Here is a 16617-nt window from a genome sequence, read left to right on the forward strand (position 1 = left end):
TGCAGATGGCCGAATTGACCATCAACGCCGACGACGTCCGTAATGCGCTGAACGAGTTCGCGGCGTCCTACGAACCCGGAAACGCAGAGCGCGTAGAGGTCGGCCGCGTAACCACCGCTAGTGACGGCATCGCCCGTGTTGAGGGCCTTCCCTCGGTCATGGCGAACGAGCTGCTGCGCTTCGAGGACGGCACCCTGGGCCTCGCCCAGAACCTGGACGTCCGCGAAATCGGCGTTATCATCCTTGGTGACTTCACCGGGATCGAAGAAGGCCAGGAAGTACACCGCACCGGGCAGGTTCTGTCCGTTCCCGTTGGTGACGCCTTCCTGGGCCGCGTGGTGGACCCGCTGGGTGTGCCCATCGACGACCTCGGCGAGATCAAGGCCGAGACCACCCGTGCACTGGAACTCCAGGCCCCGGGCGTGACCCAGCGTAAGTCGGTTCACGAGCCGATGCAGACCGGACTCAAGGCTATCGACGCCATGATCCCGATCGGCCGCGGCCAGCGCCAGCTGATCATTGGTGACCGCCAGACCGGTAAGTCCGCCATTGCGATCGACACCATCATCAACCAGAAGGCCAACTGGGCTTCGGGTGACGTGACCAAGCAGGTCCGTTGCATCTACGTGGCGATCGGCCAGAAGGCGTCCACCATTGCCGCCATCCGCCAGACCCTCGAGGACAACGGCGCGCTCGAGTACACCACCATCGTGGCGTCTCCCGCTTCCGACCCCGCTGGCTTCAAGTACCTGGCACCGTACGCCGGCTCGGCCATCGGCCAGCACTGGATGTACGGCGGCAAGCACGTCCTTATCGTTTTCGATGACCTGTCCAAGCAGGCCGAAGCCTACCGTGCAGTCTCCCTGCTCCTTCGCCGTCCGCCGGGACGCGAAGCCTACCCGGGCGACGTTTTCTACCTGCACTCCCGCCTGCTGGAGCGTTGTGCAAAGCTGTCCGACGAACTGGGTGCCGGTTCCATGACGGGCCTGCCGCTGATCGAGACCAAGGCGAACGACGTGTCCGCCTACATCCCGACCAACGTCATCTCCATCACCGACGGCCAGATCTTCCTCCAGTCGGACCTCTTCAACGCCAACCAGCGTCCCGCCGTCGACGTGGGTGTTTCCGTGTCCCGCGTGGGTGGTGCCGCGCAGGTCAAGTCCATGAAGAAGGTCTCCGGTACCTTGAAGCTGGACCTCGCCCAGTACCGTGACATGCAGGCATTCGCCATGTTCGCGTCGGACCTGGATGCGGCTTCCCGCCAGCAGCTGACCCGTGGTGCACGCCTGATGGAACTGCTCAAGCAGGGCCAGTACTCGCCGTTCCCCGTCGAGAACCAGGTTGTCTCCATCTGGGCCGGCACCAACGGCTACCTCGATGATGTTCCGGTTGAGGACATCAGCCGTTTTGAGAGCGAATTCCTGGAGCACCTGGCGCACAAGTCCTCGATCCTCACCACGCTGGCGCAGACCAACGTGCTGGGCGATGACACCGTTGAAGCCTTGAAGTCAGCCATCGTTGACTTCAAGAAGGGCTTCTTCGGCGAGGGTGACAACCACCTGGTAGGCGCCGGCCACGAGGAGCATGATGCTATCTCCGAGGGCGACGTTGACCAGGAAAAGATCGTCAAGCAGAAGCGCTAGTTCCGCCCGCCGGGTGTGCCGGGCCCCCGGGCCCGGCACACCCGGCAACGGAATGTTAGGAAAGGATAAGTATGGGAGCCCAGATCCGGGTCTACCGCCAGAAGATCAGTTCGACCACGTCGATGCGCAAGATCTTCAAGGCGATGGAACTGATCGCTACCTCGCGCATCGGGAAGGCCCGTGCGCGCGTAGCAGCTTCACTGCCTTACGCGAACGCGATCACGCGCGCCGTTTCTGCTGTCGCCAGCCAGAGCGAAATCGACCACCCGCTGACCACTGAGCCGGAACAGATCCGCCGCGCCGCCGTCCTGGTAATTACCTCGGACCGTGGCCTCGCAGGTTCGTACTCGGCCAGCGTCCTCAAGCAGGCGGAAGGTCTCAACGAGCTGCTCCACGCTGAAGGCAAGGAAGTCAAGACCTACCTCGTGGGCCGCAAGGCCCAGGCGTATTTCGACTTCCGGAACCGCGAGTACGCGCGGGTCTGGACCGGAGGAACCGACGCCCCAGAGTTCAGCACTGCCCGCGAGATCGGTGAAGTGCTGCTGACCGACTTCGCCGCTGACTTCGAGGACGGCGGCGTGGACGAAATCCATGTTGTCTACACGCGCTTCAAGTCGATGGTTACCCAGGAGCCCACGGTCATCCGCCTCCTGCCGCTGGAAGTCGTCGAAGAGGAAGCAGCCTCCGAATCGGACCTGCTGCCGCTGTACGAGTTCGAGCCGGAAACCGAGCAGGTTCTCGACGCGCTGCTGCCGCGCTACATCGAGTCGCGTCTGTTTGCAGCGATGCTGCAGGCCGCGGCCTCCGAACTGGCTGCCCGCCAGCGCGCGATGAAGTCAGCCGGGGACAACGCCACGGACCTGATCAAGAAGTACACGCGTCTGCGCAACACGGCCCGCCAGGCCGAAATTACGCAGGAACTCTCCGAGATTGTGGCCGGTGCCGACGCGCTTGCGTCCTAACCTGTACAGCCTCGGTTCCCGCGGAACCAGCACCACCACAGATAAACTTAACCCCACGCCATCTACTGAGTGAAGTGAGAGAGATGACTGCCACTGCTACCGAACACGTAGCCGCAACGTCCGGTGCTACCGGCCGCATTGCGCGCGTAATCGGCCCGGTTGTCGACGTCGAATTCCCGGCTGACGCAATCCCGTCGATCTACCATGCCCTCACCACCGAGATTACTCTCAACGGTGAGACCAAGACCATCACGTTCGAGACCTCCCAGCACCTGGGTGACAACCTCGTACGCGCCATCTCCCTGCAGGCTACTGACGGGCTCGTCCGCGGCACCTCCGTGGTGGACACCGGCGCCCCCATCTCCGTCCCCGTCGGTGACGGAGTCAAGGGCCACATCTTCAACGTCCTGGGCCAGCCCCTCGACGTGGCCGAGTCCGAACTGGACATCAGCGAACGCTGGCCCATCCACCGCAAGGCGCCGAGCTTCGCTTCGCTCGAAGGCTCCACCGAGATGCTGGAAACCGGCATCAAGGTCATCGACCTCCTCACCCCGTACATCAAGGGTGGAAAGATCGGCCTCTTCGGCGGCGCCGGCGTTGGCAAGACCGTTCTGATCCAGGAAATGATCACCCGTGTTGCCCGCAACTTCGGTGGTACTTCCGTGTTCGCCGGTGTCGGCGAGCGTACCCGTGAGGGCAACGACCTCTGGGTCGAAATGGAAGAGGCCGGGGTCCTCAAGGACACCGCCCTTGTGTTCGGCCAGATGGATGAGCCGCCGGGAACGCGTCTGCGCGTCGCCCTGTCCGCCCTGACCATGGCGGAGTACTTCCGCGATGTCCAGAACCAGGACGTGCTGCTCTTCATCGACAACATCTTCCGGTTCACCCAGGCCGGGTCCGAGGTTTCCACGCTCCTCGGCCGCATGCCTTCCGCAGTGGGCTACCAGCCCAACCTGGCTGACGAGATGGGCCTCCTGCAGGAGCGCATCACGTCCACCAAGGGCCACTCCATCACCTCGATGCAGGCCATCTACGTCCCGGCAGATGACTACACCGACCCGGCTCCGGCAACGACCTTCGCACACCTCGACGCGACCACGGAACTTTCCCGCGAAATCGCTTCCCGTGGTCTGTACCCGGCCGTTGACCCGCTGACGTCCACCTCGCGAATCCTGGATCCCCAGTACATCGGCAAGGACCACTACAACACGGCTGTCCGTGTGAAGCAGATCCTGCAGAAGAACAAGGAACTCCAGGACATCATCGCCATCCTCGGTGTCGATGAACTCTCCGAAGAGGACAAGATCGTCGTGTCGCGTGCACGCCGCATCCAGCAGTTCCTGTCGCAGAATACCTACACCGCCAAGCAGTTCACCGGTGTCGAGGGCTCAACGGTTTCCATCAAGGACACCGTTGAAGGCTTCGCTGCCATCTGCGACGGCGAGCTGGACCACATCGCTGAGCAGGCGTTCTTCAACGTCGGTGGCCTCGACGACGTTGAGCGCCAGTGGGCCAAGATCCAGGAACAGACCAAGTAATATGGCTGAGCTTGAGGTTGAGATTGTCGCAGCGGACCACTTCGTGTGGTCCGGAGCGGCCAAGATGGTCAAGGCCCGCACCAGCGATGGTGAAATCGGAATCCTGCCCGGCCACTCGCCCCTGCTGGCGATCCTGGCCGAGGGTGAACTGGCGATTCAGCCGGTGTCAGGTGATCGTATCTCCGTAGACGTTGACGGCGGATTCTTCTCCGTCGACAACAACCGCGTGGTTATTGTTGCTGACAACGCCCACCTGGGCGGTTCGGCTACCGCGGGGATTCGCTAGCAACACCCTGATGGACGTATCGAGTCTTCCGTTCATCGCCATGGCAGTCATTTTTGGATTGCTGGTATTTGCACTGTGCCTTTCGGGGGTGCGCCGCTTCAACCTGCGGCGCGCCCTTGGCACGGTGGACGCCTCCATTTGCATGGCTGGAAACAGTTGGCAGATGGGGGTTTGTCGTTATCAGGACAATGACCTCGAGTGGTTCCGTCTCTTCTCGCTGAGCGTCCGGCCCAAGCACAGGTTCAGGCGCAGTTCCCTGGAACTCCTGGGCCGCCGCGCACCCACGGAGGCCGAGGCCGTCAAGGTCCAGCCCGACGTCGTCATTGTTGATCTGCGCTATGAGGGCCAGGATCTCCGCCTGGCCATGAAATTCGACGCCTACACGGGCCTGTCCTCGTGGCTCGAGGCCGGCCCGGTCATTGGCGTGGGGACCTGGCGCTAGCCCGCGTGGATTGGATCCTCGACGTCCGGCTTACCGCCGGCCCGCTGTGGTGGTCTGCCCTCATCCTGGGTACAGGCGCCCTGGCCTACCTTCTGTTGCCTTTCGGCCCCTTGGCCAGCGGAGACCGCCTGTCTTATACCCGTCCCGACCGCTTCCGGCGCTGGGCTTATCGGACCGTCGTTTCGGCAGCGTGGGCCTTCGCCCTGGTGCAGTCCCTGCATTGGTTCCTGGTCAACGTTCTTGCCGTCTTTCCGGGTAGTATCGCCGGGCCCGTGCTCTTGTGGATTGTCCTGCCTGTCGGTGCTTGCCTGCTCACGGCCGCGCATTGGCGCGAAAGCCGCCCGCGCGCCCGCCTCGCCGCAACGGGCGCTGTCTTCCTGGTGGTCCTGATGGCCGCCCTCCAGATCAACGCGTTCTATGGACTGAACCGTTCGGTGGCCGACCTTACCGGCGGCGTGGCGGACCGGGTGCCGCCTTTGGAACCATCGCTGATGCTCCAGGCGGGGGCGGCCGACGGCGCCGCCCTCCACGGCTGGCGGCCGCAAGGCGAGCTTCCCCAGGAGGGGGTCCTGCGCAGGTCCGCGATCCCAGGCACCGCTTCGGGTATGACCACCCGGGATGCGTACATCTACCTGCCGCCCGCGTATTTTGCGCAGAACCGTCCCGCACTTCCCGTCCTGGTGCTGGTGGCAGGGCAGCCCGGGGGTCCCGCCGACTGGCTGACCGGCGGGAGGCTGCAGGAGCATATGGACGCCTTTGCTTCCTCGCACGGGGGCGTTGCTCCGGTGGTGGTGGTACCCGATCCCAATGGCTCGCAGTCCGCCAACACCATGTGCATGGACAGCAGGATCGCGCAGGCAGATACGTTCCTTACGGAGGACGTGGTCGGCTGGATCAGCTCAACCCTCGCCGTTGACACGGACCACAGGCAGTGGGCGGCCGGCGGCTTCTCGTTCGGTGGCACCTGCGCGCTGCAGCTGGGGACCCGGCACCCCGAGCTTTTTCCCGCGGTCCTCGCCTTCTCCGCGGAGGCCGAGCCGGCACTGGCGAAGGACCGGAACCGCACCATTGAGGCCGCCTTTCCCGGAGCTCCGGACGCCTTCACCCGGCAGACGCCGCTGGCCATCATGGCAACTCAGCGGTTTGACGGGAGCCTGGCATACCTCACGGCCGGTAGCGGGGACCCCGAGTTTCTCGGGTATCTGCGCACGCTGACTGCAGCCGCAGAGAAGGCCGGGTTCACCGTGCATTCCCATGAGGTTGAGGGCGCCGGGCATTCGTGGGATACGTCCTCGCTGCGCCTGGCGGATGCCCTGGACCAGCTGGCCCGGCGATGGGGGATCGCCCAGTGACGCCCGCCCAGGGAACTCCGCATCCCGCAGCGGCGTTGCGCCGCCTTATCCGGCCGGCGGCACTGGGGGCCTGGCGGGCCGCGGCCTCGGCACCCCTGACGGTGACGGTGCTGCTGGCCCTGCTGGGGATTGGCGCGCTGACCGGGAGTATCCTGACCGGTCCACCGCCCGCCCTGCAGGATATTGCCGGCGTGAGTGCTTCCGGGCTCCGGTCCGGCAACTGGTGGTCCATGTTCACCAGCCTGTTCTTTGCCACCAACCCGCTGGCGTACGTTGCAGCGTCGCTGATGCTCCTCTTCCTGATGGGTCCCGCTGAGCGGAAACTGGGTACTGCTGCCGCTGCGGCGCTGTTGCTCGGCGGACAGTTTGCTGCCGTGACGATCTTCCTATTGCTGACGCAGTTGGCTGGGTATGCGGGCGACACCTGGCTCGGACCGATGGCGGATGAGACGCTGGTTGGCCCGTACGCTCCGGTCCTTACAGCGGGGCTGGCCGCCAGTGCCCGCCTTCCGGTGCTGTGGCAGCGGCGCCTGCGGGCCCTGGTCCTGGCAGGCTCGCTGCTGCTCGTTCTTTACGTGGGCCACCCGGAAACAGTCGTGGGCCTGCTGGGCGCCACGGTTGGCCTGGTGGCAGGCTGGTGGATTCAAAGCGGACACGGCCAGCCGCGGCGCCACCACTCCACGGGAAGGGAAACCCGCAACCTGCTGGCGCTCACCGTGGCGGTATTTGCAGTGGGACCTGTACTGACGGCCGTCACGCGCGCACCCACCGGACCGCTGGCGCTGCTCCGCGACATCGTCCTGAGCCCCGTTCCCACCCTCGGGCAGCTCGCGGCCGGCTGCGGAGCTTCCGAGGGTGCGGCGTGCCTGGAGCGCGGGACCGCGGAATTCGGCGGCCCCCTGGGGTTGGCGCTGGCTGTAGTTCCGGTTGCGCTGCTGCTGATTTGCGCTGAAGCGATGCGCCGGGGCCGGCGGCTGGCCCTGAATATCGTCCTTGCCGTGCAGTTGTCCGTGGCGGCACTCGCCGTCGTCTACCTTGCGCTTTTCGCCATTGTTCCCGCGCCGGAGGCTGCCCGCGGCGCGGCAGCCGGCACCGCAGCCATCCTCCTCCTGCCGGTCGCCCTGGCCCCACTCCTTCTGGCGGGCGTGTTGTGGCTGAACCGGCGCCACTTCCGCGTGCAGACGCCGCCCGCGGTCCGGAAAAAACTGGGCCTGGCGGTGGGCGGCACCTGGCTGCTGCTGGCGGGGTCCTACGCAGGCGCGTGGTTCGCTTCGGGCGGCCCCCAGCGTGACGAAGGCGTTTCCGGTCTCTTCGAGGAACTGGCAAGGCAGTATCTTCCCGTCCCGCTGCCGCAGCACTACCAAGGGCTCTTTGCCGGCCGGAGCAGCGCTGAAACCATTCTGTTCGCCGCGTCAGGACCCGTTTTCTGGAGCATTGCGCTGGCCGCGGTGTGGTGGGCCCTGCGCGGCAGCCACCGCGCCCAGGACCCGGGACAGGAGGAGCGCGAAAAAGTGCGCAGCCTGCTCCATCAGGGCGGGGGACCGCTGTCCTGGATGGCTTTATGGGAACCCAACTCCTATTGGCTAAGCCCCGACGGAAACGGCGCCGTCGCCTTCCAACCGCACGGCAGCGTCGCGCTGACGCTGGGCGACCCGTTTGGGCCGTCCACCCATCGGCAGGCGACGCTTGAGGGATTTCTTGCGTATTGCCGGGACCATGCCCTGGTGCCGGCACTCTACTCCTGCAGCGAGGACCTTTGGCCTGCTTTGCGGGGCCGCGGTTTCGCGCGGGTGGAGGTGGCCCAGGAGACCCGGCTTGACGTCCGGAACCTTGAGTTCAAGGGCAAGGAGTGGCAGAACGTCAGGACAGCGCAGAACCGCGCCGCGAAGCTGGGCATCCGCCCGGTATGGGCGCCGTACCGTGAGCTCCCTGCGGGGCTGCGCGCGCGGCTGGACGAGGTATCGGAGGAGTGGGCCGCCGGCAAGTCGGTGCCGGAGATGGGCTTTACCCTGGGCGGCGTGGACGAACTGGACGACCCCGCGGTCCTCTGCTGCCTCGCCGTGGATCCGGAGGGCGCCGTGCACGGGGTCACCAGCTGGCTACCCGTGTACGACGGCGGGAGGCTGGTCAGTCGCACGCTGGACGTCATGCGCCGGGGTGCCGCAGCATTTCCCGGCGTGATGGAGTTCCTGATCGCGTCCGCCGTGCTGGAATTGCGCGGATCGGTGGACACGATCTCGCTGTCCGGGTCGCCGCTGGCCCGCCGGCCCGAAGGCGCGGCAGGCGTGGAGGCTCCGGCTGCTGCCCTTGGCCCGGCGACGGCCGGCGGCGGACAACCTGCCGGCGACGGCGGCCACGAAAGCCTGGTGCGGATCCTGGACGTGGTGGGCAAGGCTCTGGAACCGGTGTACGGCTTCCGCTCGCTGGCGGCCTTCAAATCAAGGTTCAAACCGGAATACCGGTCCCTTTACCTTTATTACCAGGATCCACTGCACCTTCCGGCGATCGGGCGGGCCCTGACCCGTGCGTACCTGCCCGGCCTGTCCTTCGGGCAGGGCGCTCGGCTCCTGCGCACCCTGGTGCGGTAGTGCGTCCGGACTGACACTCGGTGGCAGCCACGCGCTAGCATTGAGTGCACGATGACGCACATATGCACTTGACGGAGGCCCGATGCTGGCGGTGTTGCGGGACACGACGTACCGGAGGCTATTCTCCGCCCAGGTGGTGGCCCTGCTGGGAACCGGCCTGTTGACCGTTGCGCTGGGCTTGCTCGCCTTCGACATTGCGGGAAGCAGTGCCGGCGCAGTCATGGGAACGGCGCTGACCATCAAGATGCTGGCTTACGTGGGCTTCGCACCGGTAGTGAACGCACTGGTGGCCCGGCTTCCCAAGAAGCCGGTGCTGATCGGTGCCGACCTGGTCCGGGCCGGCATGGCGCTGTGCCTGCCGTTCATCACGGAAGCCTGGCAGATCTATGTGGTCACCTTCCTGCTGCAGTCAGCGTCGGCCACCTTCACGCCGACCTTCCAGTCCCTGATTCCCAGCGTGCTGAAAGACGAACGGGACTACACCCGGGCGCTATCGCTCTCCCGGCTAGCGTATGACCTGGAAGCCCTGGCCAGCCCTGCGTTGGCGGCGTTGCTGCTGACCAGGGTCAGTTACAGCAACCTCTTTCTCGGCACGGTGGCCGGCTTCCTCGTATCGGCAGGCCTGGTTGCGGTGACAATGCTGCCGGCGCCGGATGCCGCCCCCGGGACGACAGGGTCGCTCTGGCAGCGCACCACCCTGGGCACGCGAATCTTTTGGCGGAACGGAAGGCTGCGCTCGCTGCTGGCCCTTAACCTGGTGGTGGCCGCTCCCACCGCGCTGGTCCTGGTCAACTCCGTGGTCTACGTGCGGGAGGTGCTGCGGCGGCCGGAGACGGACCTCGCGCTGGTGCTGGCCTGCTTCGGCGTGGGATCCATGCTCGTAGCGCTCTCGGCGCCGGCGCTGTTGGCGCGATACGGGGACCGCGCTGTGATGATGGCCGGAGCAGCATTGATCCCGGTGGTGCTGGCCGGTGTCACCGCACTGACGTTCCGGGCCGCCGCCTTGGCCGGCTCCGGGCCGGGTTGGTGGTGGCTGCCGGCCCTGTGGTTCCTGCTGGGCGCCGGAAACTCCACCATCCTGACGCCCTCTGCCCGGTTGCTGCGGGAGGCGTCTACGGAGCACACCCGTCCGTATGTCTTCACTGCGCAGTTTTCGCTGTCCCATGCCTGCTATATGGTGGCGTACCCGCTGGCCGGGTGGCTTGGCGCGGCCGCCGGGCTGGGACCCATGGCAGCGGCGCTGACAATCCTCGCCACACTGGGCACTGCGGCGGCGTTCGCCGCCTGGCCAGCCCGGGACGCTGGAGCCGCTGACGCAGCAGAGGAGGAGGAGGGCAGTGGAGAGACGCATGCCGGACGCCGGACCGGACAACGGCGTTAGCGGCGGAGGCGGCAGGCAGCCCTCTCTGTTCCACGCCGTCACGCCGGATGTCGCGTTGCTGGACAGCGCAGCAGCCACATTGCGCATGCTGGGCGAACCCACCCGTCTACAGCTTCTCTGGCAGCTGTCGCAGGGGCCGCGGTCGGTGACCGAGCTCGTGGACGCGGCCGCGGTACCGCGGACTGTTGTCAGCCAGCACTTGGCCAAGCTGCGCCTCAGCGGACTGGTGGACACCAGGAAGGAGGGGCGCCGCGTCATCTATTCCCTCCATGACGGGCACCTGCTGCGGCTGATCCAGGAGACCATCAACCTCGCCGATCACCGGAGGACAGGTGAGCCCAGCCACGGTTAAGCAAAGATGATCCCCGGCGATGGTGCCGGGGATCCTCTCTGTCGCTGCGCACCGGTCGGTGGCCCGGCGGCTGGAAGGCTAGACCAGGGTCACGCCGGTGGCCTGGGGGCCCTTGGCGCCCTGGCCGATTTCGAACTGAACGCGCTGGTTCTCGTCGAGGGTCTTGAATCCACCGGTCTGGATCTCGGAGTAGTGAACAAAGACGTCACCGTCGGAGTCGTCCGGGGTAATGAAGCCGAAGCCCTTTTCTGCGTTGAACCACTTCACGGTTCCCTGTGCCATGTATTTCTCCTCATTTGGAACTTGTTTAAGACCGGCACACCTCGCGCCGGCCTTGGTCACTCCGCGAGAAGAATCCTGGATTACCCGCCCTGCTCAGGGCCGGTGCTGCAGGAGCTTCGCGCTCGCAACATGTCTTGCGAGCATGAAAAACACCTACACAAAGACTGACTCAAGAATTTCATGCCCGTTCCCGCAGGTCAACGGCCCAGAGAGGCAAAAAATGCAAATTTTGGTAAAAAACAGGTTAACCGCATCGGCCCTATCGCTTGCGGATACCTAGAAGAGCCGGGACTCGCTGTCGTCCACGCCGCGCATTGCGTCATAATCCAGCGTGACGCAATCAATTCCACGGTCGTTGGCCAGGACTTTCGCCTGGGGCTTGATTTGCTGGGCCGCAAAGATGCCCCGGACCGGAGCCAGGAGGGGGTCGCGGTTCAGGAGTTCAAGGTAGCGGGTAAGCTGCTCCACGCCGTCGATGTCACCGCGGCGTTTCAGCTCGATGGCCACCGTGGCGCCGTCCGCGTCCCGGGCCAGGATGTCCACCGGACCGATCGCGGTGAAGTACTCGCGGCGAATCAGGGAGTAGCCCGTTCCCAAGGTTTCGATCTGTTCTGCCAGGAGCCGCTGGAGGTCCGCTTCCACCCCGTCCTTGATCAGGCCCGGGTCCACGCCGAGGTCATGCGAGGACTCGTCCAGTTTCTCGTGGATGTTGATGATCAGGCGGTCGTCGGTCTTGGCGGATTGGACCGTCCACTGTTCCACCACTCCCAACTCCAGGTCCACCTCGTCCGGAGAGGTGACACGGAGGGTTGCCGGCGGGCACATCCAGTTGAGCGGCTTGTAGGAACCGCCATCGGAGTGGACCAGCACGGAGCCGTCCGCCTTGACCAGGAGGAGCCTGGTCGCGAGGGGGAGGTGGGCTTTGAGCCGGCCAACGTAATCAACGGAGCATTTGGCTATCACGAGTCGCACGCCGTACAGACTACCGTCTGCCGGGGCAAGGGCTTGCGCCGGACGCCGCCGGCGTCGGGCAGAATGGAACCATGCCGCGCTCCAACCGCCCCCGCCGTCCGGTCTCCGGGAAGGGTGGTCCCCGTGCCGCAGGCAGGAAGGGCAGCAGCGAGGTGCCGGAGCTCGACCTGGAGCGCGCCCGCGCCGGCATTGCCCGCCGGGAAAGCGCGCCCGACGGCGACTGGATGGTCCGCACCATGACCGCCCGGAACGCTGAGAAGACGTATATCTGCCCGGAATGCTCCACGGCGGTCCTTCCCGGGGTAGCGCACCTGGTGGTGTGGAAGGACGACCATCTCTTCGGGACGGCCGCCGGCCTGGCGGAACGCCGCCACTGGCACACAAACTGCTGGATGACCCGCAGCTACCGTTACCGGTAGGCCGCACCGCACCGCTCCAGCCCTGCGCCCCCAGCCCGTCCACGGGCAAAGACGACATGAAACTGGCTAAGCTTGCAGGCATGACTTTTGATCCGGCGTCGTACGATTTCATCCAGTCCCCGGGGCCTGTGCCCATCCGCGCCGCAACGGTCCTGCCGGCGCGGCGCGAGAACGTGGACCTGCGCACGGCGGACGGGCACACCCTGGTGGGGGAGCTTGCACTGCCGGAGTCGGGCGAGGTCAAAGCGACCCTCATAACGCTTCACCCGCTGCCCACCCACGGCGGATTCATGGACTCGCACGTTTTCCGAAAGGCGTCCTACCGCCTCCCGGCGCTGGCCGGCGTTGCCGTGCTGCGCTTCAACACCCGCGGTACCTCGTCGCCGCGGGGTACCAGCGGCGGATCGTTCGAGGAAGGCGTGGGTGAACGCTACGACGTAGAGGCGGCCGTGGCATACGCCGTTGAGCGCGGCCTGCCCAACCGCTGGCTGGTGGGTTGGTCCTTCGGCACCGAACTGGCCCTGATGTACGGTGCTGTGGACCCCGTGGCGCAGGAGGTTGAGGGTGCCGTGCTGTTGTCCCCGCCGCTGCACCGCGCCACGGACAAGAACCTGGTGCAGTGGGCCGAATCCGGCAAGCCGTTGACCGTTGTGGTCCCCGAACACGACGACTATCTGCAGCCGGCCGAAGCCGCCTCGCGGTTCAGCCTGGTGCCGCAGGCCCGCGTGGTGGGGGTCGACGGCGCCAAGCACCTCTGGGTGGGGGAGAAGCAGGCGTCGCGCGCGTTGATGGAAATAGTCGGGACGGTTGTTCCTGGCGGGACGCCGGGCGGGCTTCCCTCGGAGTGGGACGGGCCGGCGGCCACCGCAACGGCCTAGCTGCGGGTCCCGGGTTCCCAGGCTGCGGAGCCCGGTGCTTGTCCCGCCGGGAGCGCGTGCCCTTTAGTGTTTGTCCTGCCGGACGACAAAGATCTCCCGGATCAGGAGCAGCGCTGCCGCCGCGGTGGGGATAGCGATCAGCGCGCCGAGGACGCCCAGGAGGCTTCCGCCGGCGATTACCGAGATGACTGCCACCGCGCCGGGAACAGCCACGGCCTTTTGCATGATGCGTGGAGAGATGAAGTAAGCCTCGAACTGGAGGTAGGCGAAGTAGGCGATGGCGTAGATGGCCGCGCTCTGCCAGCCTTCGGTCAGTGACACCAGGATAACCACGACCCCGGCAATCACGCCGCCCACCAGCGGTATGAACGCAAGCAACGCCACAACGAAACCCAGCAGCAGCGCAAAGGGGATGCCCACGATGGACATCACGATGAAGGCAAACGTCGCGTTAAGCAGCGCCACGATGGCCTGGCCCATGACGTAGTTGCCGACGGAGCGGGTGATTTCTTCGGAGAGGGCCTCCACACGGTCCCGGCGGGAACGCGGCGCCAGCCGGTAGCCCCATTTCTTCATGGCCGGAAGCGCCGCCAGGAAGTAGAGGCTGAGCACCAGGACGATCAGGGCGCCGAACAGCCCGTTGGCCACCGTTGATCCGAAGCCCACCACACCACCGAAGATGCCTCCCATGGCGGCGGGGTCGTTGACGAACTTGTCCAGTTCGTCCGTGACCCGGTCGCGCACGCCGAACTGGTTGTCCAGGCTCTGGAAGAATTCGGAGTCGAGGAAGTCCCGGATCCAGACCGGAGCCTGCTCCACGATTTCGGTCACCTGTTCCACGATGGTGGGGATCAGGGTGGCAAAGAATCCAACGACGGCGCTCACCAGCACGCCGACGGAGACGAGGATGCCCGCCGGCCGGGGGATCCTGCGGCTTTCGAGCCAGCTGACCACCGGCTCCAGTCCCAGGGCGATGAACAGGGCCGCGACGATCCACAGCAGCAGCTGCGTGGTGTTGGACCCGATCCAGTAGACCAGCAGTGCGAGGCCAACGCCTACCGTGCCCATGAATCCCATGTACAGGGGGTGCTGCGGGGACATGCGCGGACCAAGGTCGCCAAACCGGGGTTCCAGCTGGTCCTGGCCGTCCACTTCGCTGCTTCCGTTGTGTTGGGCCTCCGGCGGCATTTCGAAGCGCAGCCTGGGCTGGGCGCCGGGCAGCGGCTGGCGCAGCCTGCGCATGACGAGGCCAAGGCCGGCGGCGGCAGGGAACTTGCGCCGGGCGGCAGCGGGTCCAGCCGCGGGGCCGGGCAGACCGGTTGCCTGGTTGGGTGACGCCTGGCCCTGTGACCGCCTGCCCTGTGACGGCTGGTCGGGCGCAGCACCGCGCTGCGGCGGTTGGCCCTGCGGCGCCTGACCCTGCGAAGACCGGTTTTGTGCAGCCTGGCCGCGCGCGGCCCCCGCAGGCCCGGCCCCGGCAGCGGAACCGGCAGTCGTGGAAGGGCCGGTGCCCGGGGTTGGCTTCCCGCCCGGTTGTCCGGCTGCCGCCGGGCCGCCGTCCGTCTTGTCAGTCACTGAATCCTGGGGCCTGTTCCGTGCGGGGCACCGCGTGGGCGGGCCGGTCTGTCGAATCTTCGCAAACACTATCAGCAGCCCTGTCAACAGGGCCGCAGGACCCGCTCCGGCGCCCCGCTCCGAGGACCTGGTAACAAAACGGTTACTATTGAAGGTAAACCCCCGCTGATGATAGGTGTTTCCCTTGCGTTTAAAGACTGCAGCCGCACTTGTGCTGCTCGGCCTCCTGACACTTTTGGCCGGTATCGGCCAGAGAACCATCTGGGCACCGGCAGAGACCTTTACGGCATCCCTGCCGGAAAGCGCCGCCGAAGCCCCCCTCACGGTCATTGACCAGGAGCTCCGTACCCTCCACGGCGGCACGCCGACCATCACGGTCGAAGGCGACGGCAGCTTCCTGCTGGCCGCCGGCCGGCCGGACGACGTCGAAGCCTGGGTCGGGAAAACGGCGCACAACACTGTCACGGGGGTCTCCGAGGACGGCAAGGAGCTGCAGGTGGAGCACGCCGATGGCGAGGCCACCGCGCCCAACCCGGCCGCGTCCGACCTCTGGGTGGCCACCGAGAACGCCAGCGGCGAGCTGGAGTACTCCTGGACCCCGCCCGCAGACGGCGACTGGTCCCTCCTGCTGGCCTCGGACGGAACCAAGGCGGCTCCCGCCAAGGTCTCCATGACCTTCCCCAACGACACCTCCACTCCGTGGGCCATTCCGCTCATGGTCCTGGGCGGCCTGCTCATCCTGGCCGGCGTCTTCATGGCTCTGGGCGGTGCGGCTGCCATCCGCGGCGGCGGCAAGGGCTTCGGCGGCGGCTTCGCCCGAAAAGCCCGCGCCCGCAACGAGGCGAAAGCCAGGTCCCGGCAGGCATCCGGGCTCAGCATGGTGGCGGCCGGACTGGCTGCCATCCTTGTCGCGGTCTCCGCGCCTGTGGCGCAAGCGGCCAGTCCGAGTCCTCAGCCCACCGGGGGAGCTTCCTCGGCCGAGCCTTCCCCGGGCGGAGCGGAAGGCGCCGATGCCGCGGCGTCGCCGGTCCTGCTGGACACGCAGTTCCGCCGCATCCTGGAGCAGGTCTCCAGCGCGGTCGAGGCCGGGGACGCAGCAAAGAATGCGGGCAAGCTGGCCAGCCGCGTGGGAGGTACCGAGCTTGAGGTCCGCACCCAGAACTACAAGATCCGGTCCAAGGTGGGAAGCTACGCTGCCAGGATGCCTGTCCGGGCCACCAAGCTCCTCACCACGGTGGTGACCACCGACCGCGACTGGCCGCGGTCCGTCCTTGCAGTCACCCAGGGTGACGGCAATGTTGTCCCGCAGCTGCTGACGCTGGTCCAGTCATCTCCGCGCGAGAACTACAAGCTCGTGGAAACCACCCCCCTGCAGCCCGGCGCTACCTTCCCCTCCATCAGCCGTGAAGGAACGGACACCCTGGCCGCGGATGACAAGTCCGGACTGCTCTACAGCGGTGCCGAGGCCATGGCCGGCCTGGCTGACCGGCTCACCAAGTCCAACTCGGCCTTCAAATCCAAGCTGGTGGAAGGCAACTCCTCGCCGTACATCGCAGACACGCTGTCCTACCAGGCAGAGGTGGTCAAGGCCGGAACCAATGGCAACTTCACCTTCACCCATAAGGTGGTTCCGGACAGCACCGTGGTGTTCCGCACCTCCGACGGCGGCGCATTGGTGTTGGGCAGGATCAACTTCGGCTTCCAAGGCACGCCCAAGGCCGAGGGGGACAAGCTCACCATTGGCAGCGATGCCGCCGCGCTGGCCGGAGGAACGGTCACCACAACCGGCATGGTGCTGACCTTCGCCGAATCCGTGGCGGTCTACGTCCCGCCGGCTGGTTCTGCGGACCCGATGAAACTGGTAGCCGCAACCCGCGGCCTGGTGGGCGCCAGCTTCAAGTAGGACCCGCCCCCAGTACTTCCGGCAGCGGCCGGAGTGGCTAGAGT

General features: G+C 66.2%; 15 protein-coding genes. 12 read left to right on the plus strand and 3 right to left on the minus strand.

The features are described 5' to 3' along the window. Positions 1-5: 5 nt before the first annotated feature. From atpA to ACIQC0_RS15445, 9 genes are all read left to right on the plus strand, one after another. Positions 6-1643 carry a F0F1 ATP synthase subunit alpha gene (gene atpA / locus ACIQC0_RS15405; protein WP_377216929.1) on the plus strand — a complete coding sequence of 546 codons (1638 nt, stop codon included), beginning with the start codon at positions 6-8 and terminating at the stop codon, positions 1641-1643. A gap of 71 nt (positions 1644-1714) precedes the next feature. Beyond that, complete coding sequence (locus ACIQC0_RS15410; RefSeq protein WP_377216928.1) at positions 1715-2605, plus strand: F0F1 ATP synthase subunit gamma; 891 nt, start codon at positions 1715-1717, stop codon at positions 2603-2605. Between the two features lie 83 nt (positions 2606-2688). Beyond that, positions 2689-4143, plus strand: a complete 1455-nt coding sequence (gene atpD / locus ACIQC0_RS15415) for a F0F1 ATP synthase subunit beta (protein ID WP_377216927.1) — start codon at positions 2689-2691, stop codon at positions 4141-4143. A gap of 1 nt (position 4144) precedes the next feature. Beyond that, positions 4145-4429, plus strand: coding sequence for a F0F1 ATP synthase subunit epsilon (locus ACIQC0_RS15420; RefSeq protein ID WP_377216926.1), 285 nt, complete (start codon positions 4145-4147; stop codon positions 4427-4429). 10 nt (positions 4430-4439) lie between these two features. Continuing rightward, on the plus strand, positions 4440-4871 hold the full coding sequence (locus ACIQC0_RS15425) for a DUF2550 domain-containing protein (protein WP_377216925.1): 432 nt from the start codon (positions 4440-4442) through the stop codon (positions 4869-4871). Between the two features lie 5 nt (positions 4872-4876). After that, positions 4877-6223, plus strand: a complete 1347-nt coding sequence (locus ACIQC0_RS15430; protein WP_377216924.1) for an alpha/beta hydrolase — start codon at positions 4877-4879, stop codon at positions 6221-6223. After that, on the plus strand, positions 6205-8811 hold the full coding sequence (locus tag ACIQC0_RS15435; RefSeq protein ID WP_400536220.1) for a bifunctional lysylphosphatidylglycerol flippase/synthetase MprF: 2607 nt from the start codon (positions 6205-6207) through the stop codon (positions 8809-8811). Before ACIQC0_RS15430 ends, ACIQC0_RS15435 begins: the two co-directional genes overlap by 19 nt. 82 nt (positions 8812-8893) lie before the next feature. Next, on the plus strand, positions 8894-10192 hold the full coding sequence (locus ACIQC0_RS15440; protein ID WP_400536223.1) for an MFS transporter: 1299 nt from the start codon (positions 8894-8896) through the stop codon (positions 10190-10192). Further along, a complete protein-coding gene (locus tag ACIQC0_RS15445) occupies positions 10161-10544 on the plus strand; it encodes an ArsR/SmtB family transcription factor (RefSeq protein ID WP_377216921.1) in 384 nt (127 codons plus the stop codon). The genes ACIQC0_RS15440 and ACIQC0_RS15445 overlap by 32 nt, the downstream gene beginning before the upstream one ends. Positions 10545-10622: 78 nt before the next feature. Here the strand turns inward: ACIQC0_RS15445 and ACIQC0_RS15450 are convergent, their stop codons facing one another. Further along, on the minus strand, positions 10623-10826 hold the full coding sequence (locus ACIQC0_RS15450) for a cold-shock protein (protein ID WP_011692441.1): 204 nt from the start codon (positions 10824-10826) through the stop codon (positions 10623-10625). A 276-nt stretch (positions 10827-11102) separates the two neighbouring features. Next, positions 11103-11798, minus strand: a complete 696-nt coding sequence (gene nucS, locus ACIQC0_RS15455; RefSeq protein WP_400536227.1) for an endonuclease NucS — start codon at positions 11796-11798, stop codon at positions 11103-11105. Between the two features lie 71 nt (positions 11799-11869). On the opposite strand from nucS, the gene ACIQC0_RS15460 reads away from it, so the two are divergent. After that, on the plus strand, positions 11870-12217 hold the full coding sequence (locus ACIQC0_RS15460; RefSeq protein ID WP_400536230.1) for an ATP/GTP-binding protein: 348 nt from the start codon (positions 11870-11872) through the stop codon (positions 12215-12217). A gap of 80 nt (positions 12218-12297) precedes the next feature. Next, on the plus strand, positions 12298-13095 hold the full coding sequence (locus ACIQC0_RS15465) for an alpha/beta hydrolase (protein WP_400536233.1): 798 nt from the start codon (positions 12298-12300) through the stop codon (positions 13093-13095). Between the two features lie 63 nt (positions 13096-13158). On the opposite strand, the gene ACIQC0_RS15470 is transcribed toward ACIQC0_RS15465, so the two are convergent. Further along, on the minus strand, positions 13159-14337 hold the full coding sequence (locus ACIQC0_RS15470; RefSeq protein WP_377216982.1) for an AI-2E family transporter: 1179 nt from the start codon (positions 14335-14337) through the stop codon (positions 13159-13161). A 517-nt stretch (positions 14338-14854) separates the two neighbouring features. Between ACIQC0_RS15470 and ACIQC0_RS15475 the strand changes: the two genes are divergently transcribed. Further along, positions 14855-16573 (plus strand): hypothetical protein, encoded by a 1719-nt coding sequence (locus ACIQC0_RS15475; protein WP_400536236.1) that lies wholly within the window; start codon positions 14855-14857, stop codon positions 16571-16573. Positions 16574-16617 lie beyond the last annotated feature (44 nt).

Source organism: Pseudarthrobacter sp. NPDC092419 (genome assembly GCF_044755045.1).
In the GTDB taxonomy this organism is placed as follows: domain Bacteria; phylum Actinomycetota; class Actinomycetes; order Actinomycetales; family Micrococcaceae; genus Arthrobacter.